This is a genomic window from Psychrobacillus sp. FSL K6-2843 (assembly GCF_038626375.1).
GTDB lineage: Bacteria > Bacillota > Bacilli > Bacillales_A > Planococcaceae > Psychrobacillus > Psychrobacillus faecigallinarum.
This window is the reverse complement of record NZ_CP152021.1, coordinates 1,675,925-1,699,929: the sequence shown is the minus strand read 5'-3', so window position 1 is coordinate 1,699,929 and position 24,005 is coordinate 1,675,925. Positions and strand designations below refer to the sequence as shown.

Below are 24,005 nucleotides of genomic sequence, written 5' to 3'. Positions count from 1 at the left end.
TTAAACAATCAGTTGATGGTATTTTACCTGAAGCTGATTGTTTTTTACAATTGATTCAATTTCTAAAGAATTAGTAACTTTACAATGAACAAAGTATAATTGAATTCCACTTTCCGCGGTGGGATAAGCCATCACCGTCGCTCACGCGTCATTTTTGATGGCTTATCTATCTCCCTTCCCCCGATGGAGTCGTCGCCTGCCGCTATAATATGTTGTCTATCTTATTAGAGTTTAATACTCTTTATTTTGCACCACATAAAATTGCTTGTTAACTCCAATTAGTATATCAACATTCATCTTTTCTTTGATGTATCTACTGAAATAAATTCTAACGACACAATAATATTTACCTATTAGAAAGTCAATTACACTAATTAGTAAGCACTACTTAATTCACTGAAAATTCACTCAAAATGACCGATGAATAAATTGCTATCATTGTCTATAATTTACGTATATTTGAAAGGATGGTGAAAATAATGAAAAAGAGAATAACTAAGTTACTACTCGCTTTTGGCTTTGTGTTTGCTTTATCATCTACAACAATTGCTTCAGCAGCAACTGTACAAGCACCTCCAATTTGTAAGCCTGATTATAGTAACGCCCCTTGTGTACCTAAGGATTTGTGATTATTGTAAAAGTGATTACACTCTAATATTAAGTGGGTAGGACGAAAAAACATTAAACTTTTTATCTCTGTTTTATGCCTAACAGCATTTTTAATCGGCCAAAGTCCGGCATCAGCTTTTAATTGTGGCACTGGTGCATCTGCGCCATGTTTAGACAGGCCTTAATCATTTAATACAATAGCGCTTGTTTCAATCTCTGGCGCTATTGTATTGTTCAGAGATGTTATTAAAAGAAGTCAACTTCTTTAATTTTGAAAGAAATTTTGTATTTTTACAGTAGTCATGCCTGTACAATAAATTGTTACTTACATAAGCTAAATAACAACTGAGAAATTTATTTTACTCTCATCTCAGTTTACATGAGGACCTTAGATAAAGGTCCTTTTTTATTTTCTTAATTTTTAATGCATGTATTTCACTACTAATTGAATAAAATTATAGAGAATGGTTCATGCTTCTAAAAAAGAAGAAGGAGAACAATATTGATAAAATTTGAATTACATTTAAATGACTTTTATGTAGACACCCTTAATGACTTGGTTAGACAATTCAATGAGCTTATTCCTGATAATGCACCTTACTCATATTCATCTCAGGATGTTATTGAATTACTTCTCATTCGTGAACATGTGAATAGCGAACTAAAGCTGATTAGACCTTGAAGAAGGTCTTTTTTTATGTTTTTTAAACTTACAACTGTGTACAGTGTTAACATATTTATTAGTTGAATTTCAACAAAAAAAGAGCCTAAGCTCCTTAAATGAAAAAATTACAAAAGTACATTTTAATTTGCATTCTAAATTGTACTATTTAATAGGAACGAACAGGTGAAATAAGATGAAGATAAGATAAATTGTCAATAGGTTCAATTAGGATTGGTCTCATAGAACCGCCAAAACTTATTCTTATCTCTTCTTCCTTGATTGCTTTTAATGCGTCCATTAAAAAACTCCCATCAATTGAAATATTTAAGTTAGTTTCACCTGTAATAGCCTTAATGTTCAAAGTTTCTTCTATTTTCCCTATTTCCGACGAGTTTGAGGAAATTTGTATTTTTAAATCATTCATGATTTCTAGATGTACATTATTATTTTTCCATTCACTCGCAAAGAGACAAGCTCTATCTATACTTTTTAATAGTTGATTTGTACTGAGAGTAATTGTTGTTTTCGAGTTTTCTGGAAGTAATCCTGAAACATTTGGGTAAATTCCATCAATTAATCTAGAAAAAAATGAAAGTGTATTTGATTTACAAATCATATACCGGTCTGTAAAAAAAATATTTAATACACTATGTTCATTATTAATTATTTTAATTAGTTCATTTAAACTTGTACTTGGTACAATGAAAGTTCCATCTACATTGGAGTTTATTGCAACCTCTCTTAAAGCTAAACGTTGAGAATTTGTTGCTACACACTTAAGCCTGCTATCTTTGACTGACATGTTAACTCCTGTTAAGACAGGTCTAGCCTCGCTTTTTGAAACTGCAAAAACAGTTTGTCTAATGGCCTCTATTAGATCCTCACTAGAAATTGTAACATGTTTATTTTCATCTATTTGAGGAAGAGTGGGATATTCTTCTGCATCAAATCCGTATAAGTTGGTTACTATTTCATTGGATTGTATGGTAACTAAATGTTTTTCGTTTACTTTTATATGTATTTTCTCGGGCAATTTCTTAACAATTTCGCTTAAAAACTTTGCTGAAATTACAACACTGCCAGGATTATAAACTTCCAATACTTTCCTTCCATCAATCATTAAAGGAATAACCTTTTCAATAATAAAATCTGAATTGCTACCGACAAGGGTTAAACCATTATTATTTGCAATTATCTTAATACCTGTCAGTATAGGAAAGGTTGTTTTTAAAGATACTGCTCTATTAACATCTGATATTGCCTTATTAAAACATTCATTATCTATTATAAATTCCATAGTTGACCCACCTCTTTTTAATGTAAGTGAAACTAATTCGACAAATTAAACTATAACTCCTGCTTTTTGTAATATGATTTAGAAAAAAATATAGACCATCCGTTAGTCAGACTCCTATCACTACGGTGCATCAGAGCCTGTCCCTTCCTAACTGGAATCATTCATAGGAGTTTAATAATACTCGGAACATTACATATCACTTTTTAAAACCTTGGTGTGTTTAGACCACCACAATTTAGTTTTATAGAAAAACATTTTATCACCACTTCTAAAGCATAATAAAAAGCAGCACTTTGTATTGAATGTGACTTCATGAACTATTTTTGTTCAAAGAGACAGGAAAAGATTTGTTCCTTTAATGGTTTTTTATTAATCTGATTTTATGCCACTATTATTGGAACTTCATCACCCTATTTCCTAGAGCAATTAGCTTCACTTATTAATTCCTTATCCTCTTTCTCATAATAAAAAGCACCTCCGAAGAGATGCTCAAAAAACTTTTAAAAATCTTATTATGGATAGTAACAATGACCATTATTAGTACATATTGGCCTAGGACCATCACCTTCGCCAACGTGTTGAGCGCTTGCCCCTGCTCCAAAAGATAAACTTACAATAAGCAAAGCAACAATCGATAATAACTTCTTTTTAATTTTCATAATTTTACCTCCTTTTTAGTTCATTTTTATCTTTCAATTGTTATATTCTACTTTTTTTACCCAAAACCCTTTATTTTTTATATTATTTTTAATTTTTAAAAATAAAAAACTACGTCGGTTTGGATGTGATTTTTTATTTCTTCTATTGCAACCAAAGAAGCTTTATCGTTCTTAAAGTTTCTATTTCTAAGCTCTCTTTGCCCATTCATTAAACAAGATATATATAAGCAGTTATGAAGGCTGGCGCATATGAAATTTATGCAGGAACGACTGGAGCGTGGATCTAAGCAAATTACAACGGATGTATGTGCATATCTTAAAAGACTGCTGCACGTTCAATTGACAAATTTGATGAGTACATGAAAGAATATGAATAATTTCGTGAAAGAAATGTGGTAGCATTTTAAATTCATACCAATAACCTCATTTACAATATACAAAAAAGCGTTGGAGCCTTACAGCCCCAACGCTTTACTATTAATACATCTTCAAATATTGCTCACGTTCCCATGGGTATACAGTCGTACGGATGACATACTGCCTAATGTATAGAACTATATAGTATTAAAAATGTAGACAAAACAAGGTTTTCAAGAAATCATTTAACATGTGATTCTACAGCCTAAAAATAAAAATGGGGTATTTATGGGGTGGATTATGGGGTGAGATTAATTATTGAAAAACGTTGAGACCACTACATTTTGGTGGTCTTTTTTTTTATTTTAAATTTATTTATTTGGATTTCTATCTATAAAATCTTCGATTTCTTCAGCTAAATTATATACCAAGTGAAAATAATGTTTTTCTGTCAATGGACCTTCTTTCCTCCACTTCTGCATCTCTTCATAGTGAAAAGTATAAAAATATCCTTCAACTTCTCTTCTTTCTATGCCTTGTTCTTTAGCCATATCAAATATAGATAAACCTTGGTTCCACTTTTGCTCGTATTCTTCTCTGCTCATTCTCAAAAATTTCGATATTTCATCATAATCGTATTTAACATGATAAATTACCGTGCCTTCTTCTTTAGATGAGTCACTTGCATGGGCAGTTGTGGTAATGGTTAATATTAAAATAAAGACTGTAAATATCCTTTTTAAAAGAATCTTTAACATATGATCATCCTCCTAGTTACATTATGAGAGGATTTTATATTACTTATAATAATCTAATTACTACCATACCAACCAATTTTATATAAGCCTGGCCTTGGTACGAGTATCATTATATAAGGATTGATTTAATTTACACAATAAAAAATGAGCTGGAAAATGTATCTCCAAGCTCATTTTTATTTGATTGTCTTTTTACTTAAGCACCGGTTAGTTGAATAGCTATATTAACATGAACTAATCTACCCACACACACTAAAGTAATTTAACTATTTTATTTTGGATATACTTTTTTAAAACGTTCGCATACAACTAACATATCTGGTGTAAATTCGTTCAGAAAAGGACGATTTTTGGAACAATAATCTCAGGTTAATGTAGCAGCTAGTTCTTTCTTATTCATGTTCATGTCATTTTCTTTTATCTTCTGGATCGTATAAATCCTTTAATCGTATCTCTTCCGTACTGTTTTTATATTGAATGAGTATTTTGTCTTCATCTGTAAGTTTCATTTCTTCACCATTGTCTAGTATTAATGTGTTTGCATCTAAAAATGTAAACGTGACAGGACTTCCATCTTTGAAAATACTGGCTGGTTTTGAAAGATCATTCCATTTTTCATAAATAATGATCTCATAGATATACTTCTGTCCCCTAAAACTCATTGGTAAAATATATCGATTGTCATTTTTCGTTTGAAAGGACAGCGTAACCATTGTACCTTGTTGTTTGATGGATGTTTGCACATTTTTTTCATTTGCAATCCACATTTGGTCGAAGAAGAAGAAACAACCAATGAAAATGGATAGTAGTGATCCTACAATAATGAAAATCTTTTTTCTGTTTTTTGATCGTACCTTTTTAAAATAGTCGATACCTTTCTCCTCCTTTTTTTTCTCATCGGTATGTTCTACCAACAAATCTTCCTGCATTTCCTTTACATACTGTCGGCAATCCTCACATTGTTCCATATGTTTTTCGATTTCATTATTTGTTTCTTCGCTTGTTAAATTTTCTATGTAGCTCGGGACTAAATCTCTAAATACACTATGATTCATAATCTTCCCCACCTTTTCCAATTTGTTGTTTTGCTCGGTAAAATGTTACTCTTGCCCAGTTTTCTGTTCCGCCTAAAATGGAGCCAATCTCTTTAAAAGATAAATCCCCTAATAATCTGAGATAAAGTATTTCACGTTTAATGTCACTCAGTAGTTGAGCTTTTTTATAAAAACTAATTTTGTCTTCATTTTTAAAATATTCATCTTCTAAATTATAAGAAATAGGCGTTTCATCACTTAATGAGTTTACCAACTTGTGCTTGTTTTTTTCGCGATTCATTTCTTGTAACCAAACGTTTTTGGCAATTGAACATAGCCATGTTGAAAATTTTGCTTTTCCATTATGATGAAAGTTGTCAATGGACTTAATGGCTTGATAGAACGTCTCTTGCGTTAATTCTTCAGCAGATTGACCATCATTTGTAAGGGTTAATAAATACCTAAAAATAAAGTCCCCATATTCTTGATATATATTTTCTTTATCCACGATTTACCTCCTTTCTAATGAGAATTTTGCTATACTGAACCAATATTTTTGAAAGTCAACCATCTATATATCCAGAAATTTGTTGATTCGTTACAACAATTTTTATTTTTTATTTTTGTGACTAAATCATTTTATCTTATCATTTCAACCAAAGAAAATTGATCGGAATATTATAAAGTATTTTTATTGCACGAAACTTAAATAGCTATCATTTTTTTGTAAGCGTCAAATAGCGTCTACCTATTACTCAAGGGGGGCTATTGTTATACTGCCTATATATAGTTTGCTCGCGATAGTTGGAATCACTACTTATGAAAAAAACTTACCACTCCAACCAATTTTCTAAATACACAGGCTTGCTCTCAATAGATTCCCAGTCAGAAGGTTTCTCATTTAACCAATCAAAGAAAGTCACAGGATTGCTTAGATGAGGTTTTTCTTCCACAGATTAAGAAGTATCCAAGATTCTCTTAGAACGCCCTACAACCATATTATAAGCTCCTACGAATACACTTCTTATAGTCTTAGAAATAGTAATAGTTCCATCTGCAATATCATTAGCTATATTCCTCACCTGGATTCAATACACGAACTTTTTCTAATTTATTAGAAGTATGTGGAGAGTCCTTCCACAGATTAATAGGTTTCAGGATTATCAGCTTACCGATTTGACCTTTTTTAAGTTCGGTCTTGCCCCACATAATTTTATCAGTATTAGTAACCCCTTCTACCGCTTTCAATGATGGAAAAATAGGTCTATGTCCAGCCTTCAATTGGGCTATGCTTAATCCTTTGTTGTATTGCAAATGAGGATAATCTTTAAAGCTCTTCCAATCTCCACCCCATTCAAACCCCATTGATTTAGCAATAGCTGCCACACGTTTCCATTTATCATTAACTGTCCACAATGATTTATTACCATCATCACTGACTAAAAAGTAATCAATAGCTAGACCATAATTGTGGATGGACGTTCCTGGTTGAGCATTAGATACAATACTTCCTTTTAAACCATACTTTTTACCATTCCAAATATAATTTGGTCTCCCTTGACCATATATATAAGCTTGGTCCTCATTTGAACGAAATCCAGATGATATTTGAACATAAATATCTTCTTTGTAGCATCGTTTAATTAACTCTATTGTGTATTCCTTCAGAGAAGGATGAACAGCACCAATTCGATTAACGGATCGTCTGATTAATTCCTCAAGTGCTACAACCATTTATTTCACCTCATCACGTGGTTTTTTGTAAAACATGGCTTGCTTACTGTCTGAAACTCCTTCTGTTGTTGGGTCTGAAACTACTCCTAGTAACACTAGGATTGCTAAGACTGTATTAAACAAATCTGTTGCTTGCTCATTGTAAATCGTTGTATCGAATCCAAAAAAAGATGCTACCTGTTGGGCAAGTAACATCACTAATGCGAATAAAGATATTAAAAATGGTTTGTGTTTGAAACGTACTTTCCAGTTAATTTTCATGTGTTATTCCTCCTAGAATATATTTGCTATTGCAATACCAACAATTCCTCCAACGACTGCTGTTATTACCGCAGTAATAAGTGCACCAGTGATTTTACGTCTAATCCAATTTGTATCTTCCTTGATTTCAGATAATGTAGATTTGATAGTATTAATCTCTTGGTTCTGCAGCTGATCCGATAATTCTAGTTTGTGGATGTCTTGCTTCATTCGGTCTTGCTCACTTTTTAAGACGGTTTGTCCATTTTATAATTCTGCAATGTCTTGCTGAACTTTTTCCTTCCACACATCCATGTTCTCCGCCTCCTTGTCCATGTACTGCCCCCTTGAAAACATATTTTCTATTAAAAAAGAACGCTCCATATTGGAACGTTCCTACTAATATATTCTCTATTTCAATATTGCCTTGTTTACTAAACCTATTAATATTCTAATCGTAAATTTAAATCGATTAACTGTGCACTAAGAAATGCAGCACTTTAAAACAAAACATCTACTCCTTTGACTTTCTTAAAAGTCATCGAAATCAGAGCTAATTTTATGAACATTTTGTTCAGATAACTTAAAGAAGGTACGTTGCGACACCTCAAGTTTTAGCGCCTCTTCTTTACTCAAATTACTATAAACTCCTCGAAGAACCCTCCCTGTTAGTCCATGAGAAACCACGATAACATTAGGTAAATTTTCTATGTCTTTAAACCAACTAGATAACCTCTTCACGACTGTATCATAACTTTCTCCATCAGGAGAATTAAAGTACCAATTATATAAATTTGTGTTCTCCATGTTATTTTTCCAACCGACTTCAATTTGTTCTAAAGTCAATCCTGCCCATGATCCCACAGCAACTTCACTTAAGCGAATATCAATTTTAACCTTAGAAAACTCATAACCTATTGTTTCGCATATGATCTTGGTGCTTTCTACTGCTCTTCCAAGCGGACTTGAAATAATTTCCCATTCATTTGGATCTTTAATTAAACTTTTTAATATTCTTGCATTCATTTTGACCTGATTTATACCATCTTCGGTTAATGTAGAGTCAAGTTCTCCTTGGTAACGTCCTTGAGTGTTATACTGGGTCTCTCCATGCCTAAATAAGTAAATTGTTTGATTCATATTCTCTCCCCCTTTTTCATTTTAAATTATTCTAAATAAAAATGAAAATATGAAATGACATGTGAATAATTTTAATTACTGTTAGTGTCCAATCTATTAGTTTTTTAAGAATTAATAGCAACTTTTTTTATATTAGATTTAACTAATATCATTATTTGCTAATACAGACGTGACTACTCCATCCACTACTTGTACTAAATTACCATAATGATAGGATAGACCATTAGCAACAGGATATAATTCTGTGGTTTCACCGGAAGACTCGAATGCAATATCATTCATAAAATCTTCTCGAAAATTTGAAATGTTGGTGATAAATTTTAGTGATATACAACTGAGTCCTTTAATATTTTCCTTTGTATTCCCTACAAAAGCATACATAACATCCTTTGTCTCAACAGGTATTTCCTTTAATACAAAGTTCACTCAATATGCTTTAACAAATGAACCTGGAGTAATCACATTAAATGGCAACTTACTAATAATAACTCCTAGATGAGTATAATCTAACTTCATCATGTTTCCTTCGGGGGTCATGCCTTCCATTGGAATGGACATATTACCAAAAATTCCAGGGTCATATTCTATTACTTGAGTTATTTCTTGTCCTTGCATGTTTACAGTAGCAAACACCGTTAGGTAGTAACTTTTGTACTCCTCTTTGAGAGATACAAATACACCAGTTTCCGACTCGAAGACTTCATACACGCCACTTGCTTCAATAGTATCCGGTTATTTTTGTTTTAGTCCAGGAGAAGAAGGTCTTCATGAAATTCTTATTTTTTTCTTTCATGTTATAGACTTCTTTAACCGATGTTTCCGCCTGGTCCTCACTGTTGGCCACAACATCTACATTGTATCCTTCAATGCCATGTCCTGGGCTGATAAAGTAATCAGCAAGACCAGATATTAAACCATTCTTACCATTACCACGTGCAATTACAATCACGATATCTTTGTAAAATAACTTGTCTCGTTTTTTATATTTCAAAAATATAAATGCGATAATAAACTTTTGAAATAGATCTAGTTTGAAATACCATTTTTCAATATAGTTTATACATTTTTCGATTTGCTCTTCATCGAAATAAATATCATCACGAATCAGGACTTCACTTTCTAATTGTCTAACCAGGTCAATACGCTCCCGGTTGAAAATAAATAATCCTTTCCTCCATGAATTAATATAAAGATCAACGTATTTTTGATGAATCAATATAGATCACTGACTTTTGGTTCGTCATTATCCTTCGAGTTTAAATCTATATCCGGCAATGCTTCGGGTAGACTAGTAAATTTGATTGAATTTTCGAGGGCAATCAATGTTTTTGTGAGCTTATTCAATTCATTTAAAGCTGGATTTGCTTTGATAAATTCTTGGGAAGCATTAACCGTTGTTACCATTACACCCTCTTTATTTATGGCTTGTTGCAACTTTCTAATTTGCTTTTCAATAGAGATGTAACGCTTAACCTTGCTTATTTCCAACATATCAAATGGATCCACTCTCCCCAACATCTGCTTTTCTAAATCTGTGACTTTTACCATCCCACTCACTCAAACACCCCCCTCTATTTTTAACCCCCTAATATAACGTGGATTTTTTCAATAATTTTGGACAGCAGACACCCCTACCGTTGACAGTTCCCCCAACATTCCTGAAACCTTTTAGGCCGGGGGTACTCTACCATTGTTCGTCGTTCCATTTATTATCTTTCTTCACATAACGATTGTGTTTTACATTGTGACAACGTAAGCAAAGTGTCTCAAGGTTATTCATTGATAAACAAAGTTCCGGATAATATTCCAGCTCTTTGATGTGATCCACGTCTAATCTCTTTCGTTTATCTGGCTCAGTTTTATTTGTGAATACTTTTCCTTGTCGTTTACATTCCTGACATTCATTGTTGTCTCGCTTACGTACTTCACTGCGAGTATGTTTCTATTCTTTTGTTGAATAGAATGCTAGATGATTACTAGTTTTAATAATGGCTATTAGTTCTTGTAATCTTTCTGGTGATACATACAATGAATCATCCCTCCACAATCATATTTACTATTTAACCGATAGCTCGAAGATAATTTAAATCACCACCTTTTAGGCATAATAAAAAGCCACACCCGAATGGATGTGACTTTAATGTTTTATTTGTTAGTTTTTTCGTATTCTTCAATAGCTTTGCGAATATTCTCTGCAGTAAACTCACCACTTAGTTCAACTTTAATTTTATCGATTTTATTGAATATAGCTTCAGCTTCTTCAGCAGTTATTTCGAATTTTTCTGCAGCACTGTTTAATACTTCGTCATCAATATCGTTTGTGTATTTACCACGTTCATCTATAAGTCTCTGCCACATTTCATCACAATATTGATGAATTTCAATTTGTTTAGCAATCTCCATCCGTAACACCTCCCTCCACACTAATCATAATGTGATTGGAAATGATTGTATGTAGTAATATTTTGAGTAGATATGATGAAAATAAGTGCTTACTCTTCTTTCATGTCCATCTGAATCAAATGTTTACATTTTGGACATTTACAACTTAACTTGTATGTCTTTTTTTTAGGATTAACTTCATCCGCCAATGTTTGTACTATTCCTGGAAAAGAAAGAGCAACTGCGACAACAGAGATAAAGTTTAAAGGATCAAGTTTACCTTCAATCCCTTGAACTATTAGGACTAAAAGCATGTAAAAGAAAAACAATATTAAGAAAATAGCTAGCGTATATTTAATGATTTGATTGTAAATTGCTTTCATTTTATTCCACATATATTATTCCCCCTAGATTATGTTACGGGTAAATATGGAAAAAGTTTCATAATAAAAAGCCACACCCAAATGGATATGACTTTAACATATATTTTTGAAGTTTATCTCAACCACTCATGCAGTATTTTTCCACGTTCATCATAATCTGGGTAAATTATATGAAACGTTGGAATTGCAAACTCACTATCTTTGTTATCCTTGTTTCCTTTCCAAAATATTCCCAACCAATCTTCAAAATTCCGAACAACTTTCACGATAGATTTATTGTCTTGACCTATATAACCTATCCTATATTCGTTATTAGGGATACCCTCTTCAAAAATGAATGCCCAATGATCATTTGAACTCTCTCCGCCATCGAACATCGTTAATGTTATAAGACGAGCGGAATATACCAATTCATTCGTCTCTTCAATCAAAACTTCTGATGGAAGGTCATAAATTATTCGCTCCGATTTTCGAATAGCTCCACAAGGAGATTTTTCATCTACCCCTCCTATGGGCTCCCATCCTAACAGCAAAATCCCGTTAGAAAAAGTCCTAAGAAACTCTTTAAAGGTTGAAGGAAGTAGAATCCCAATTGATTCTTCAAACGAGGCAATTTCTGCTTTTGTAGCAACTTTGTAAAGCTCCTGTCCAGGATATGTTTTTTTAAATTCACGGATGAAATCGCTTATTTTCATATAACATAACCCCTCCACTATGATTTAATCAAGGTGCATATTGATTAAGTTTAATAAAATCTGATTGGAATTTAAAAATGTAATCACCAGTTTCTCTGTATAGTTGATCATAGATTTCTATACTAACTCTCCTTACTTCAGCTGCAGTATATGTTTCAGCTGATTTACTAAGTCTCGAATTAAATCTACCAGTTATCATATTATGGGTTGTACTGTCAAGAGTAAGACAAAACATATCATTCTCTCTACCTTTTAAATTAAAATTGACAGAAAACTTTTTCGGCATAATATGATGTGCATGTAAACCAGTTCCCGCGATTTCATTTCTCAGCAAAGTATAAGGTCTAATACCATAATCAATTGCTCTTTGCATTTTAGGACTTGATTTTGCCAAGAGTTAATAGATCATGACTCGCTTTTTAAATCTGATTATCAATTTCAATTTCGAATTGTTTTAATAAATCCTCTAAATTATAATATCTATCATCGGTTTTGCTTCTCTCAACCATAATTTTTGCTTGTTCATTCATTGGAATTCTTTCGATAGTTTTTTCTTAATTATTAAACAGTTATTCCTCAATGTATTTATACACATGAATTAACCTCAAGATATCGTTATCTCTATTCATTTTAATAAAATAGTAGTTACCATACTTATCTTTAGCAACATCTAATTTCCTTATTTTCACCATTAATTACACACCAATTTAAACTAATCATAGATTAGAAGGAAACGTATGTCATTAATAGAAAATTGATTTAATAAAAGAGCATCCATACATGAACGCTCTTTTTCAAAAGGAGAAAAGTTTAAAAGAACTTAATCACGGTTCTTTATACTCCCGCTAAAAATTAGTTTTATAAAAGAAAAAAGCCACGTCCTATTGGATGTGACCTTTTTACATTATTCCTTGAGTGAGTTCAAAGCTTTTCGATATTTTTATTCGTTATATTTTATTTGGATTTACGGTCTTATAGGACAAGGATACTTAGTGCACGTTGGTGGTTTAACCGTACCGCCACCACCATGACCAGGATCATTCAACGCACTTGCTCCTGTACCAAAAGATAAAGTTAAAAGCATAAGAACTCCAGCAGCAACTGACAATATTGTCTTTTTCTTTTTCATAATCTCCATCCTCCATATATTACATATTTTGTGTTACATCTGTTATATTCTACTTCATTCGGCAAAATCCTTCTAATTTTTTTGAATTTTACATAAACTCATAAAAGCACCGAGACAATTAAGTCCAGATGCTTTTTCAAAGGGAGAAAACTATTAAAGAACTTATTCGCAGTTCTTTATACTCTTATATTAAATGGAAAAATCAATGGAATCTATTTCTAATTAGTAAGTTACTTTTATGTTACTTTTTTCGATGTAACTTTTTCTGCATAGCGCTTCATTCGCATGATATTTGCGTGTTTTATTCGAATGTAATTTGTGTTGTAGTTTAGTTTGTTTGCAATTTCCTCTAGCGTCATGCCTTCCACATGCTTCTTGTAGAGTATTTTGTATTCTAAACCATCAAATGTACTAATGAGTTTTTTTAACTCATGAAGATCATTTAATTTATGTGCTAAGGATATAAGTACTTCTTTTCTAAAAAAACATACTCTATTTTCTACAGAAAAGCTTGAAATAGAAGCTAATATCTTTGCTGTCGAGCTATTATTACCCGATGAATTATTTGTGAATAATGATGATCCTTGTTTTAACATCGATGATACTATCAAAGAAAAAGGAATTCCCAAGGAACTATTAGCTTTAAAATACATAGCGGGTAAAAAATTTAACTAAAAAAAGAACATTTGTGCCTATTTGAAAGGAGGTGAATAAATTGAACATAAATGCAAACATCACCTATCGTAAACATGATAATAAATGGGAATACAGAATACGTTATATAGATCCTATATCCAATAAACTAAAAGAAAAGTCGAAGCGCTGATTCCGAACAAAACCTGAAGCTAAACGCGAAGCAGAAAAAGTACAAGGCAAAATACAAGAAGGTTATGATCAATCGGATATTACATTAAGCGCTTATCTAGACTTGTGGATGAAAGACTATAAAGAGGGAAATATCAGTAAGAACTATCACTCTTCTTTAACTAACAGTATAGAAAACCATATCAAACCTTATTTCAAAAGTATTTCTTTGAAGTCAATCAGTCCTGAAACATACCAAAAATTCATCAATCATCTATTTAGAGAGAAGAAGCTGGCTCGCAACACTGTTTTAAAAATACACAACGCTATTTACAACTGCATGAAACAAGCGAAGAAAAACAAACGGATTTCTGATAATCCTTGTGAAGATGTAGTGATACCTGGTCAACGTGAACAAGAAAATGAATCCTTAAAATTTATTGACTCAGATAATATCCCGGAACTCTTGAATCATGCATACAAGTACGGTTATATCTACTGGATATTCTTCAAGGTATTAATTGAAACAGGAATGCGAAAAGGTGAAGCTGCAGCTTTGCAATGGACGGACATTAATTTGAAGGAAAAGACTATTACTATTAATAAAAGCTTGGATTTTCAACCTGGTAACGATGGGGAAATTTTTGGAGATACAAAAAACCGAAAAAATAGAGTCATTGATATAGCTGATACTACAGCAATTGCATTGAAAACACATCTCAATTTTCAAAATCAAAATAAGCTACTATTGAATGATATCTACCATCATGATTTAAACTTAGTGTTTTGTAGAAAAGACGCCTAAAACATGCCTTTTTAATGCTTTTGGAAGGATATTAAAAAGAGCTGGATTAAACTCTTATCCAATTCATTCTCTACGTCATACGTATGTAGTTAACCTTTTAGAAGCTGGCGCAGATATCAAATACATTCAAAAACAACTAGGGCACGGCAGCCAACAAATCACTTCTGATGTGTACGCTCATTTATCTAAAAAAATGAATAAGAAAAACACCGAACAAGTCAATGAAAGACTGAACGATGTTTTTAAAGGAATAAGTAAATGATATTTTTTTATGAAAATAATGGGGTGAATATGGGGTGCAATGTATTTTGCTGAACCATTTTATAAAAACACCCCATATCAAAAGCCTCTATACCCCTATACTACAAGCTTAATACATCTTCAAGTATTGCTCACGTTCCCAAGGATGTACAGTCGTACGGAACATATCCCATTCGATTTCTTTTGCTTCTACGAAGTTAGCGTAGATGTGTTCGCCTAGAGCTCCGCGGATAACTTCATTTTTACCAAGTTCTTGTATAGCTGCGTGTAGTGATGGTGGTAAGTTATGAATACCGTTTTCAATACGCTCTTCTTCTGTCATAACATAAATGTTACGGTCAACAGCTGGCGGTGGTGTTAATTTGTTTTTGATACCATCTAATCCAGCTTGAAGAATTACAGCCATAGCTAAGTATGGGTTTGCAGCTGGGTCTACTGAGCGAACCTCGATACGAGTACTTAATCCTCTAGAAGAAGGAATTCGAATCAGTGGACTACGGTTTTGACCAGACCATGCAACGTAGCAAGGCGCTTCGTAACCAGGGACTAGCCGTTTATATGAGTTTACAGTCGGGTTTGTAATTGCAGTGAAGCTTTGGACGTGTTTTAATACACCGGCCATGAATTGCATAGATGTTTCGCTCATTTTCATGTCTGCTGACTCATCGAAGAATGCATTTTCTTTACCTTTAAATAATGATACGTTAAAGTGCATTCCTGAACCGTTAACACCGAATAATGGTTTTGGCATGAATGTTGCATGCAATCCGTGTTTACGTGCAATCGTTTTAACTACTAGCTTAAATGTTTGAATGTTGTCACAAGCAGTGATAGCATCCGCATATTTGAAGTCAATTTCATGTTGCCCTGGAGCTACTTCATGGTGAGATGCTTCAATTTCAAAGCCCATTTCCTCTAGCTCAAGTACGATATCACGACGGCAGTTTTCTCCAAGATCTACTGGAGCTAAATCGAAATAACCACCATGGTCATTTAAGTCTAACGTCGGCTCACCTTGAGCATCTAATTTGAATAGGAAAAATTCCGGCTCTGGCCCTAAGTTAAAGCTAGTGAATCCTAGTTCTTCCATTTCTTTTAAAATTCTTTTTAAGTTACTACGAGGATCCCCAGCAAATGGAGTTCCGTCTGCTTTATTTACATCACAGATTAGACGAGCTACTTTCCCTTTTCCTGTAATCCAAGGGAATACTACCCACGAATTTAAATCTGGAACTAAGTACATATCAGATTCTTCAATACGAACAAATCCTTCGATAGAAGATCCGTCAAACATCATTTTATTATCAAGAGCTTTGTCGAGCTGACTCACTGGAATTTCCACGTTTTTAATCGTACCTAGTATGTCTGTAAACTGAAGACGAATAAAATTCACCTCATTCTCTTGAACGAACTTTTTGATGTCTTCTTTTGTATACTTACTCATTTTTCCACTCTCCTAAATATTTGATATTTTTTTAAACTCACTTAACGAAAAAAGCGAGATAAGTCCCCCTGCCTCAAAGAAGCTCGCTGCTGTCTTTGTGCCAATCGCATTTCTTCCTTAACAATTTCGCGTAACTCCTGATCAGAGATTACTTGCCGGACGTCCTTGGAGGTTGCAGGATTTTTCTTCATCTCAAAAATTTGTTTAATACCGGCTATGTTCACACCAGATTTCAATAAGTCTTTAATCTCTAGCAGGACATCGATATCGTCTAATGAGAACATGCGTTGCTTACCTTCCGTTCGTGCAGGCTGAACTAATTCTTGCTCTTCATAATATCGAATTTGTCTTGCTGTTAATCCTGTTAGCTGCATGACAATATTCATCGATAGCAGTGGCATGGAACGTCTCCATTCCTTTTCCATCGCTGCACCTCCTATGTAGGTTATAAACATAGTATATGTGATGTTAGCTAACATGTCAACATCATGTCAACAATTCTTACATAAAATTTTCAAAAAAATTAAACCACTCTCTATTTTTAGAAAGTGGTATTTTTTTGTTATTTATATAAAGACTGAACTGCCCCCAAAATCGCATATTTCACATGTTCATATGTCAATCCACCTTGGATAAAAGCAGTATAAGGAGGACGAATCGGCCCATCTGCAGTTAGTTCCATGCTTGAGCCTTGTATAAAGGTTCCAGCAGCCATTATTACATCATCCTCATAGCCTGGCATGTAAGCTGGTTCTGGCGCAAACTGTGCATTAATAGGTGAATGTGCTTGGATTGCCTTGCAGAATTGAATCATTTGCTCTGGAGTCTGAAAGGAGACGGATTGTATTAAATCCGTACGCTTTTGTGAATAATGAGGCTCGGTTGTCATGCCTACTTCCTCTAAAACTGCAGAAGTAAAGATAGCGCCTTTTACCGCTTGCGAAACGACATGGGGAGCTAGGAAAAATCCCTGATACATATCTAATAATGTATTCAGTGAAGCACCCGCCTCTGAACCTATACCCGGTGAAGTCATTCTATAAGCGCATTTTGTAACAAATTCTTTTTTTCCTGCAATATAACCACCAGTTTTAGCGATACCGCCACCTGGGTTTTTAATAAGAGAACCAGCCATCAAATCAACTCCGACGTTAGTTGGCTCAAGGGTTTCAACGAACTCTCCATAGCAGTTGTCCACAAAGATAATGACATCCTTTTTGATGCCTCTAATTTTTTCGACCATATCCTTAATTTGAGTCACTGTGAAGGAAGGACGGACTGCATAACCCTTAGACCGTTGAATCGCCACTACCTTGGTTTTGTCATGTATTGCATTTTTTACTGCTTCCCAGTCCACAGCACCATCTTCTAACAGGTCAATGTGCTGATAGTTAATACCAAAGTCTTTTAGAGATCCAGTGTCCTCTTCTCCACCACTGACAATCGATTGCAATGTATCATAGGGTTTCCCAGTTATATATAATAATTCATCGTCTGGGCGTAAAACTCCAAATAGGCTAATAGAAATCGCATGCGTACCACTGATGATTTGCGGTCGAACAAGCGCCGCCTCTGCTCCAAAAGTCGTTGCATACACTTTTTCTAATGTATCACGTCCTTCATCATCGTACCCATATCCAGTTGAAGGGTTAAAATGATGGTCACTTACGTGATGCTCCTTAAATGCATGAAGCACTTTTTGTTGATTGTGAAAAGCAATTCCTTCCACTTCTTTATGTTGTTCGACAATCTTAGATTCAGCTGATTCTGCCAATTCTGTTACATTCTTTGATAAAGTAGTTATAAATTCCATGATACATCTCCTAATTCTATTCGTTGTACTTTGTGTTTTGTTGGATAAAAATATACGCTCATTTATGAAAGCAATACTTCCTTTTGATAAAAGAGAAAAGACTAATTTCAAAAAATGAAATTAGCCCCTTTGTATAGTAGTTATTAGAATTGTACTTCGCCGTCCCAGGCCATCATTCCGCCTGTCACATTAGTCACGTCGTAACCATTCTCTTCTAGAATTTCGCAAGCCATTGCACTGCGGCCACCAGCCTTGCAAATTATGTAATGAGGAACGGACGGGTCGATTTGATCCAAGCTTGTTTCCACTTGCCCTAATGCGATATGCTTTGCTCCAGGAATAATACCTGCATCCACTTCCTCTTGTTCACGTACATCAATAATATTTACTTGCTCGCCTGCATCTATTTTTTTTAGAAGCTCATCTGTCGTAATAGTCTTCATATTTAACCTCTCCACTTCATTTAAAGATTCTATCAAATAATAATAGGAGTAAGTGGAACTGTCAATGGATTCGATTTTACTCTTCTGATAATTTAACAGGTTTAGATGGAGCAAACGTAGAAATCGCATGCTTATAAATTAACTGTTGCTTCCCATCTGATTCAAACAATACTGTGAAATTGTCATATGATTTAACTGTTCCTTTTAATTGGAAACCATTTAAAAGAAATACTGTTACAAAAATCTCGTTCTTTCTTAACTGATTTAAATAATTGTCTTGAATATTCATCGGTTTCATCTTAATACCCCCGTTTGCATTTTACGCTAAAATACCCTAACACTTTAACTATTCGCCTTAATTATTTATTCTCCTGCAAAAAGCTATTAATTTCTTCTAAAATTCTTTTATTGTCTTCAAACGGATTAAACCAATGAATATCCATTTTGTTACGGAAATAGGTTAGCTGACGCTTGGCATACCTTCTAGAGTTTTGCTTCAATCGCTCAAGCGCTTCTTCAAGCGTTTTCTTCCCATCCAAATATTCATAAATTTCTTTGTATCCAATCGCTTGGATGGATTGCGAGTTCCTAATACCTTTGTCATAAAGTCCCTTCACTTCCTTCAACAGCCCCTGCTCCACCATGATATCTACTCGTTTGTTAATGCGCTCATAGAGCACTTCGCGGTTGATATTAAGACCAATAATATAATGGGGATAAACCTTTTCATGTCCTTGTTTTTGTTCAATTTCATCTCGCTGCATTCCAGTTAGCTCTAGCCTCTCAATTGCACGGATTACTCTTTGGACGTTGTTCGGATGGATATCCTTAGCAGCCTCCGGATCTTTTTTTAGAAGTCTTGCATATAATTCTTCCGATTTAAGGCCTTCAAGCTCCTGTATCCTTGTTCTATCTAGTTTGGGCTGTTCCGTAAAGCGGAAGTCATATAGTACCGATTGCACATAAAGACCAGTTCCCCCAACAATAATGGGCACTTTACCTCTAGAAGCAATTTCTTCTATTTTGTCTCGTACAAGTTTTTGGTATTCTGCTACAGAGAAGCCATCTGTCGGATCCTTGATGTCCAACAGATGGTGTGGAACTCCTGCCATTTCATCTTCGGTAATTTTCGCGGTACCAATGTTTAACTCTCGGTAAACCTGCATGGAGTCACCATTGATGATTTCCCCATTGTAAGCCTTTGCTAGCCCAATGCTTAACGCCGTTTTGCCTACTGCGGTTGGCCCTACAATTGCAATAACAGCTGGTTTTTTATTCATCCTTTATCATCCATTTGTAAATGTAGTCCATTGTTTTATCTTTTCCCTTTTCCTTTAAGAGTTCATGTCTTGCACCTTCCACCACTTGCACGGTTATATCCCACATACCTGCTTTTTTCATACCTTCCGCTACTTTAAAAATGTCCTTGCCGTCTTTTCCGACAGGATCCTTCCCACCGCTAATGAGCAGCACTGGCAAATCTTTGCGAATTTTCATGTTTTCCGATTCCTTATGAATGGATCTCATCCCACCGAACATATCCACGTACAGCTGGTTAGATGGGATAAATCCACAAAGTGGATCTTCAATATATTTATTTACCTCTACCTTGTCAGTGCTTAACCAGTCAAACTGAGTCTCTGGTTGATCGATTTGCTTGTTGAATCCACCGAAGGCAAGCGAGTTAAGCAATGGGCTTTCCGCTTGCGGTGATTTTATCCTAGAAGCTATTTTACCAATTAACCTTCCCATGTCTCCCATTACGCCAGGGTCAAATGCTGTACCACTTAGAATAACTTTTGACAGGGAGTCACTATATTTTTGCATATATCGACGGGCGACAAACGAGCCCATGCTATGACCAAATAAAATAACAGGAATTTCGCCTATTCCTTCTCGGACGGTTATCAATATTTCTCGTACATCCTCTGTTATTCTCTCGAAGCCTGAATGGTCTGCAAAATAACCTAGCTTACCATTTTTTCCAGCAGTCTTACCATGTCCCCGATGATCATGTCCACTGACGATAAAACCTTTATCGACAAGGAAATGCACAAACGCATCATAACGATCGATATGTTCAGCCAAGCCATGTAAAAGGTGTACATGGCCGATTGGTGTATCATTTGGTACATTTTTCATTACATAAATGAGATGACCATCTGACATCTTCGCTTCTAAAATTTCCTTCACTCGACAACACTACCTTCCGAAAACATAGCATCTAGTAATGCTTCTTCCAATTGTTGCGAATAACTTTCGGTCTCTTCCTTAGAATATTGGAGCAATTGCTTCATAACATTTAATACTTCATCCTTATACATTTTATACTGATCGATATGGAAATAGAGCATACCAGTTCTTCTAACTAAGAAATCCACAGGAGAATATGCCATTTCCTCATGAACTGCATAATACACCTGTGCAAGCAGACCTAGCGGTAAATTTGAAGGAACGGTAGATAGAATATGAGCGTATTGAAATACTTTATCTACATTAGAGCCATAGAGTTTAGCTAATCTTCTACCTTCCTCACGTGACAAACCATAAGAAGGAGCAATTTGTTCTTTTACTGTAACAAAACCTTCAAATTGCTCAGAGCCCCCAGTTTCTCCACCGGATAAATTTAAATGTTTCGTTACACAAGGACCATACTTTTCGTCCCCAAGCTGCTTGGAAATTTTATCTACAATCGTCTCTGCCATTTTGCGATAGCCTGTCAGCTTACCACCCGCTATTGTTAGAAGGCCAGCCTCCGATTGCCAAATCTCATCCTTCCGGGAAATTTCAGAAGGGTCTTTACCATCTTCGTATATTAAAGGTCGTACACCAGCCCATGTGGATTCTACATGCTCTACTCCAACTCTTACATCAGGGAACATATAGTGAATCGCATCTATTAAGTATTCCACATCCTCTAGCGTAGCTACTGGATTTTGAATTTTGCCTTCAAAGAAGGTGTCTGTCGTTCCAACATATGTTTTTCCATCTCTAGGTATAGCAAATACCATTCGCTTATCAGGTGTATCAAAATATATTGCCTGACGGAGAGGGAAAATAGATTGGTCAATTACTACATGAATACCTTTAGTTAGTCGCAGCTTTTTTTTGTTTTCGATTGCATCAAGTGCTCTCACACCATCAACCCATGGTCCAGTCGCATTAACTACTTTTTTAGCATGGATTGCTATTCTTTTGTTCGTTACCATGTCAACAATTTCAGCACCGACCACTTTGTTTTCGTCGTTATAAAGGAATGATCTAGCTTTAGCATAGTTTAAGCAAACAGCACCCTTTTCAATCGCTTTCTTTACAACTTCAATCGTTAGCCTTGCGTCGTCTGTCACGTACTCTACATAATATCCTCCACCAAGAAGGTCTTTACTTTTTACTAAAGGTTCTCTTTCTAATGTTTCCTTTGCAGAAAGCATCAAACGACGCTCTTCCTTTTTGACTCCTGCCAGATAATCATAAAGCTTAAGGCCAGCAGAAGTGCTTAAAGGTCCGAATGTCCCTTGCTTATGGAACGGTAGAAGCATACCGGTAGGCTTAGAAACATGAACCGCATTTTCATATACGATTTCTCGTTCTTTTCCGACCTCCGCAACCATTTTTATTTCCATTTGCTTAAGGTAACGCAAACCACCATGGATCAGCTTTGTAGATCTACTAGATGTCCCTGCTGCAAAGTCTTGCATTTCTATCAAGGCTACAGACATACCTCTTGTTACTGCATCTAGTGCAATACCTGCACCAGTAATCCCGCCTCCGATTACTAATACGTCAAATTCGTAAAAGTTTAGTGTGTTAAGTATTTGCTCACGTTCTACTGAAGATTTCACTTAGTCCACTCCTTGTTCTGATATTTTGAATAGTCTTGTTGCTTCTACGGCTAGTTTCCAGCCCTTATATAATCTCTTACGTTTTTCCTCATCCATTTCCGGCTCATACAAGCGCTGGCTTTCTCTCATGTTCGAAAGCTCTTGCTCATCCTTCCAAAATCCCGTTGCCAATCCTGCTAGGAATGCAGCACCCAGTGCTGTTGTCTCATTGAGCTTCGCTAGCTCTACCGGTAATTTTAACAAATCACTTTGGAACTGCATGAGAAATTCGTTACTTACTGCCCCACCGTCTACTCGGAGAACTTCTACCTCCACACCAGAATCCTTCATCATCGTATCCAAAACATCCTTTGATTGATAGGCAAGTGACTCCAGTGTCGCACGTATAAAGTGCTCCTTGGTTGTGCCTCGTGTGAGCCCAAAAATTGAACCTCTTGCATCAGAATCCCAATATGGGGTTCCTAAGCCAACAAAGGCAGGTACGACATAGACACCTTCTGTAGAGTCGACTCGTTTTGCGTAGTTCTCAGATTCACTTGCATGTTTTAGCATACGGAGTCCATCTCGAAGCCATTGTATGGCTGAACCAGCCACAAATACACTTCCCTCTAATGCGTAAGTGACTTTACCATCCAAGCCCCAAGCAATTGTCGTTAGTAGACCAGAGTCAGATGTTACGGCTTCCTCCCCGGTATTTAATAGCATGAAGCAACCTGTACCGTAGGTATTTTTCGCCATGCCCTTTTCAAAGCAGCATTGACCGAACAAGGCAGCCTGTTGATCTCCTGCGGCACCAGCTATGTCTAACTCCTTGCCAAAGAAAACAGACGGATCTGTCTTTGCATAAACTTCTGAGGAGGAAGCAACTGTAGGTAGCATGTTCATCGGTATATTTAACTTCTCGCAAATCTCTTGATCCCACTCTTGCTCGAAAATATTATACATCATCGTTCGAGAGGCATTTGAATAATCTGTGACATGTGCTTTTCCATCTGAAAGCTTCCAGATTAACCATGTATCAATGGTCCCAAACAGCAGCTCTCCAGCATCTGCCTGCTCTCTTGCCCCCTCGACATTATCTAAAATCCATTTGACCTTAGTTGCCGAAAAGTAAGGATCCAGCCTTAAGCCTGTTTTTTCTTGAAAGAAGGATTCTAGATCATCCTTCTTAAGATCATCGATAATAGACTGAGTCTGTCTTGATTGCCATACAATCGCATTATATACAGGTTTGCCTGTATGCTTGTTCCAGACAACCGTCGTTTCCCGCTGATTGGTTATCCCTATTGCATGGACATCTCCCGGCTGACTTCCACTCTCCGTTAAAACGGCCGCCAATACCGAGAGCACAGTTCCCCAAATTTCTTTTGCGTCATGCTCTACCCAGCCTGATTTCGGAAAATGCTGCTTGAATTCCTTTTGAGAAGAATGAACAATATTACCTTCCTTATCAAACAGAATAGCCCTTGAACTAGTGGTTCCTTGATCAATTGATAAAATATACTTCCCCAT

General features: G+C 35.2%; 31 protein-coding genes and 3 pseudogenes. 5 read left to right on the top strand and 29 right to left on the bottom strand.

The window, feature by feature from the left end:
- Positions 1-479 precede the first annotated feature (479 nt).
- Together MKY94_RS08430 and MKY94_RS08425 are read left to right on the top strand one after the other, a co-directional pair.
- Positions 480-629 carry a hypothetical protein gene (locus MKY94_RS08430; RefSeq protein WP_154310977.1) on the top strand — a complete coding sequence of 50 codons (150 nt, stop codon included), beginning with the start codon at positions 480-482 and terminating at the stop codon, positions 627-629.
- 482 nt (positions 630-1,111) lie between these two features.
- Complete coding sequence (locus MKY94_RS08425; RefSeq protein WP_151110252.1) at positions 1,112-1,291, top strand: hypothetical protein; 180 nt, start codon at positions 1,112-1,114, stop codon at positions 1,289-1,291.
- A gap of 148 nt (positions 1,292-1,439) precedes the next feature.
- Here MKY94_RS08425 and dnaN read toward each other — a convergent pair whose 3' ends face one another.
- The 20 genes and pseudogenes from dnaN to MKY94_RS08325 all read right to left on the bottom strand — a co-directional run.
- A complete protein-coding gene (gene dnaN, locus MKY94_RS08420) occupies positions 1,440-2,570 on the bottom strand; it encodes a DNA polymerase III subunit beta (protein ID WP_342578471.1) in 1,131 nt (376 codons plus the stop codon).
- Between the two features lie 512 nt (positions 2,571-3,082).
- Positions 3,083-3,229, bottom strand: a complete 147-nt coding sequence (locus MKY94_RS08415; protein WP_154310979.1) for a hypothetical protein — start codon at positions 3,227-3,229, stop codon at positions 3,083-3,085.
- Between the two features lie 728 nt (positions 3,230-3,957).
- On the bottom strand, positions 3,958-4,344 hold the full coding sequence (locus tag MKY94_RS08410; RefSeq protein ID WP_342578470.1) for a hypothetical protein: 387 nt from the start codon (positions 4,342-4,344) through the stop codon (positions 3,958-3,960).
- Positions 4,345-4,751: 407 nt separating this feature from the next.
- Positions 4,752-5,399: a zf-HC2 domain-containing protein gene (locus MKY94_RS08405; protein WP_342578469.1), complete on the bottom strand. Its 648-nt coding sequence runs from the start codon at positions 5,397-5,399 to the stop codon at positions 4,752-4,754.
- The gene (locus MKY94_RS08400; RefSeq protein ID WP_154310982.1) at positions 5,389-5,886 is read right to left on the bottom strand and encodes a sigma-70 family RNA polymerase sigma factor; all 498 of its coding nucleotides are present in this window, start codon (positions 5,884-5,886) and stop codon (positions 5,389-5,391) included. The genes MKY94_RS08405 and MKY94_RS08400 overlap by 11 nt, the downstream gene beginning before the upstream one ends.
- A gap of 557 nt (positions 5,887-6,443) precedes the next feature.
- Positions 6,444-7,112, bottom strand: a complete 669-nt coding sequence (locus MKY94_RS08395) for a M15 family metallopeptidase (RefSeq protein ID WP_342578467.1) — start codon at positions 7,110-7,112, stop codon at positions 6,444-6,446.
- A complete protein-coding gene (locus MKY94_RS08390; protein WP_154310985.1) occupies positions 7,113-7,373 on the bottom strand; it encodes a phage holin in 261 nt (86 codons plus the stop codon).
- A gap of 12 nt (positions 7,374-7,385) precedes the next feature.
- Positions 7,386-7,592, bottom strand: a pseudogene (locus MKY94_RS08385) (hemolysin XhlA family protein); the annotation flags it as partial.
- Between the two features lie 291 nt (positions 7,593-7,883).
- Positions 7,884-8,492, bottom strand: a complete 609-nt coding sequence (locus MKY94_RS08380) for a histidine phosphatase family protein (RefSeq protein WP_342578466.1) — start codon at positions 8,490-8,492, stop codon at positions 7,884-7,886.
- A 138-nt stretch (positions 8,493-8,630) separates the two neighbouring features.
- The gene (locus tag MKY94_RS08375; RefSeq protein ID WP_342578465.1) at positions 8,631-8,918 is read right to left on the bottom strand and encodes a hypothetical protein; all 288 of its coding nucleotides are present in this window, start codon (positions 8,916-8,918) and stop codon (positions 8,631-8,633) included.
- Complete coding sequence (locus MKY94_RS08370) at positions 8,919-9,200, bottom strand: hypothetical protein (RefSeq protein WP_342578464.1); 282 nt, start codon at positions 9,198-9,200, stop codon at positions 8,919-8,921.
- A 10-nt stretch (positions 9,201-9,210) separates the two neighbouring features.
- Positions 9,211-9,708, bottom strand: a complete 498-nt coding sequence (locus MKY94_RS08365; RefSeq protein WP_342578463.1) for a hypothetical protein — start codon at positions 9,706-9,708, stop codon at positions 9,211-9,213.
- The gene (locus MKY94_RS08360; protein WP_342578670.1) at positions 9,705-10,040 is read right to left on the bottom strand and encodes a P27 family phage terminase small subunit; all 336 of its coding nucleotides are present in this window, start codon (positions 10,038-10,040) and stop codon (positions 9,705-9,707) included. Before MKY94_RS08360 ends, MKY94_RS08365 begins: the two co-directional genes overlap by 4 nt.
- A 136-nt stretch (positions 10,041-10,176) precedes the next feature.
- A pseudogene (locus MKY94_RS08355) lies at positions 10,177-10,482 on the bottom strand (HNH endonuclease).
- A 155-nt stretch (positions 10,483-10,637) separates the two neighbouring features.
- On the bottom strand, positions 10,638-10,895 hold the full coding sequence (locus MKY94_RS08350) for a hypothetical protein (protein ID WP_342578461.1): 258 nt from the start codon (positions 10,893-10,895) through the stop codon (positions 10,638-10,640).
- Between the two features lie 89 nt (positions 10,896-10,984).
- The gene (locus tag MKY94_RS08345) at positions 10,985-11,269 is read right to left on the bottom strand and encodes a hypothetical protein (protein ID WP_342578460.1); all 285 of its coding nucleotides are present in this window, start codon (positions 11,267-11,269) and stop codon (positions 10,985-10,987) included.
- Positions 11,270-11,370: 101 nt separating this feature from the next.
- Positions 11,371-11,952, bottom strand: coding sequence for an SMI1/KNR4 family protein (locus tag MKY94_RS08340; RefSeq protein ID WP_342578458.1), 582 nt, complete (start codon positions 11,950-11,952; stop codon positions 11,371-11,373).
- Positions 11,953-11,980: 28 nt separating this feature from the next.
- Positions 11,981-12,346: a hypothetical protein gene (locus MKY94_RS08335; protein WP_342578456.1), complete on the bottom strand. Its 366-nt coding sequence runs from the start codon at positions 12,344-12,346 to the stop codon at positions 11,981-11,983.
- Between the two features lie 570 nt (positions 12,347-12,916).
- Entirely contained in the window at positions 12,917-13,090 is a 174-nt protein-coding gene (locus tag MKY94_RS08330) for a hypothetical protein (RefSeq protein WP_342578454.1), read from the bottom strand.
- A gap of 227 nt (positions 13,091-13,317) precedes the next feature.
- Positions 13,318-13,539, bottom strand: a pseudogene (locus tag MKY94_RS08325) (hypothetical protein); the annotation flags it as partial.
- A 4-nt stretch (positions 13,540-13,543) separates the two neighbouring features.
- Here MKY94_RS08325 and MKY94_RS08320 point away from each other — a divergent pair.
- The 3 genes from MKY94_RS08320 to MKY94_RS08310 all read left to right on the top strand — a co-directional run bounded on the left by MKY94_RS08320 (position 13,544) and on the right by MKY94_RS08310 (position 14,952).
- Entirely contained in the window at positions 13,544-13,756 is a 213-nt protein-coding gene (locus MKY94_RS08320) for an ImmA/IrrE family metallo-endopeptidase (RefSeq protein WP_342578668.1), read from the top strand.
- A gap of 259 nt (positions 13,757-14,015) precedes the next feature.
- Positions 14,016-14,690: a site-specific integrase gene (locus tag MKY94_RS08315; RefSeq protein ID WP_342578453.1), complete on the top strand. Its 675-nt coding sequence runs from the start codon at positions 14,016-14,018 to the stop codon at positions 14,688-14,690.
- A gap of 28 nt (positions 14,691-14,718) precedes the next feature.
- Positions 14,719-14,952 carry a tyrosine-type recombinase/integrase gene (locus tag MKY94_RS08310; RefSeq protein WP_342578667.1) on the top strand — a complete coding sequence of 78 codons (234 nt, stop codon included), beginning with the start codon at positions 14,719-14,721 and terminating at the stop codon, positions 14,950-14,952.
- 108 nt (positions 14,953-15,060) lie between these two features.
- Here the strand turns inward: MKY94_RS08310 and glnA are convergent, their stop codons facing one another.
- The 9 genes from glnA to glpK all read right to left on the bottom strand — a co-directional run bounded on the left by glnA (position 15,061) and on the right by glpK (position 24,005).
- Entirely contained in the window at positions 15,061-16,395 is a 1,335-nt protein-coding gene (glnA, locus tag MKY94_RS08305; protein WP_191697958.1) for a type I glutamate--ammonia ligase, read from the bottom strand.
- Positions 16,396-16,436: 41 nt separating this feature from the next.
- Entirely contained in the window at positions 16,437-16,820 is a 384-nt protein-coding gene (locus MKY94_RS08300) for a MerR family transcriptional regulator (protein WP_144541819.1), read from the bottom strand.
- Positions 16,821-16,957: 137 nt separating this feature from the next.
- Complete coding sequence (locus tag MKY94_RS08295; RefSeq protein WP_342578452.1) at positions 16,958-18,208, bottom strand: methionine gamma-lyase family protein; 1,251 nt, start codon at positions 18,206-18,208, stop codon at positions 16,958-16,960.
- Positions 18,209-18,351: 143 nt separating this feature from the next.
- Positions 18,352-18,651, bottom strand: a complete 300-nt coding sequence (locus tag MKY94_RS08290) for a rhodanese-like domain-containing protein (RefSeq protein ID WP_144541815.1) — start codon at positions 18,649-18,651, stop codon at positions 18,352-18,354.
- 76 nt (positions 18,652-18,727) lie between these two features.
- Positions 18,728-18,949: an RNA chaperone Hfq gene (gene hfq, locus MKY94_RS08285; RefSeq protein WP_144541813.1), complete on the bottom strand. Its 222-nt coding sequence runs from the start codon at positions 18,947-18,949 to the stop codon at positions 18,728-18,730.
- Between the two features lie 61 nt (positions 18,950-19,010).
- Positions 19,011-19,931: a tRNA (adenosine(37)-N6)-dimethylallyltransferase MiaA gene (gene miaA / locus MKY94_RS08280; protein ID WP_342578451.1), complete on the bottom strand. Its 921-nt coding sequence runs from the start codon at positions 19,929-19,931 to the stop codon at positions 19,011-19,013.
- Complete coding sequence (locus MKY94_RS08275; RefSeq protein WP_342578450.1) at positions 19,924-20,844, bottom strand: alpha/beta fold hydrolase; 921 nt, start codon at positions 20,842-20,844, stop codon at positions 19,924-19,926. The genes miaA and MKY94_RS08275 overlap by 8 nt, the downstream gene beginning before the upstream one ends.
- Positions 20,841-22,493, bottom strand: coding sequence for a glycerol-3-phosphate dehydrogenase/oxidase (locus MKY94_RS08270; protein ID WP_144541809.1), 1,653 nt, complete (start codon positions 22,491-22,493; stop codon positions 20,841-20,843). Before MKY94_RS08270 ends, MKY94_RS08275 begins: the two co-directional genes overlap by 4 nt.
- Positions 22,494-24,005 (bottom strand): glycerol kinase GlpK, encoded by a 1,512-nt coding sequence (gene glpK, locus MKY94_RS08265; RefSeq protein WP_342578448.1) that lies wholly within the window; start codon positions 24,003-24,005, stop codon positions 22,494-22,496.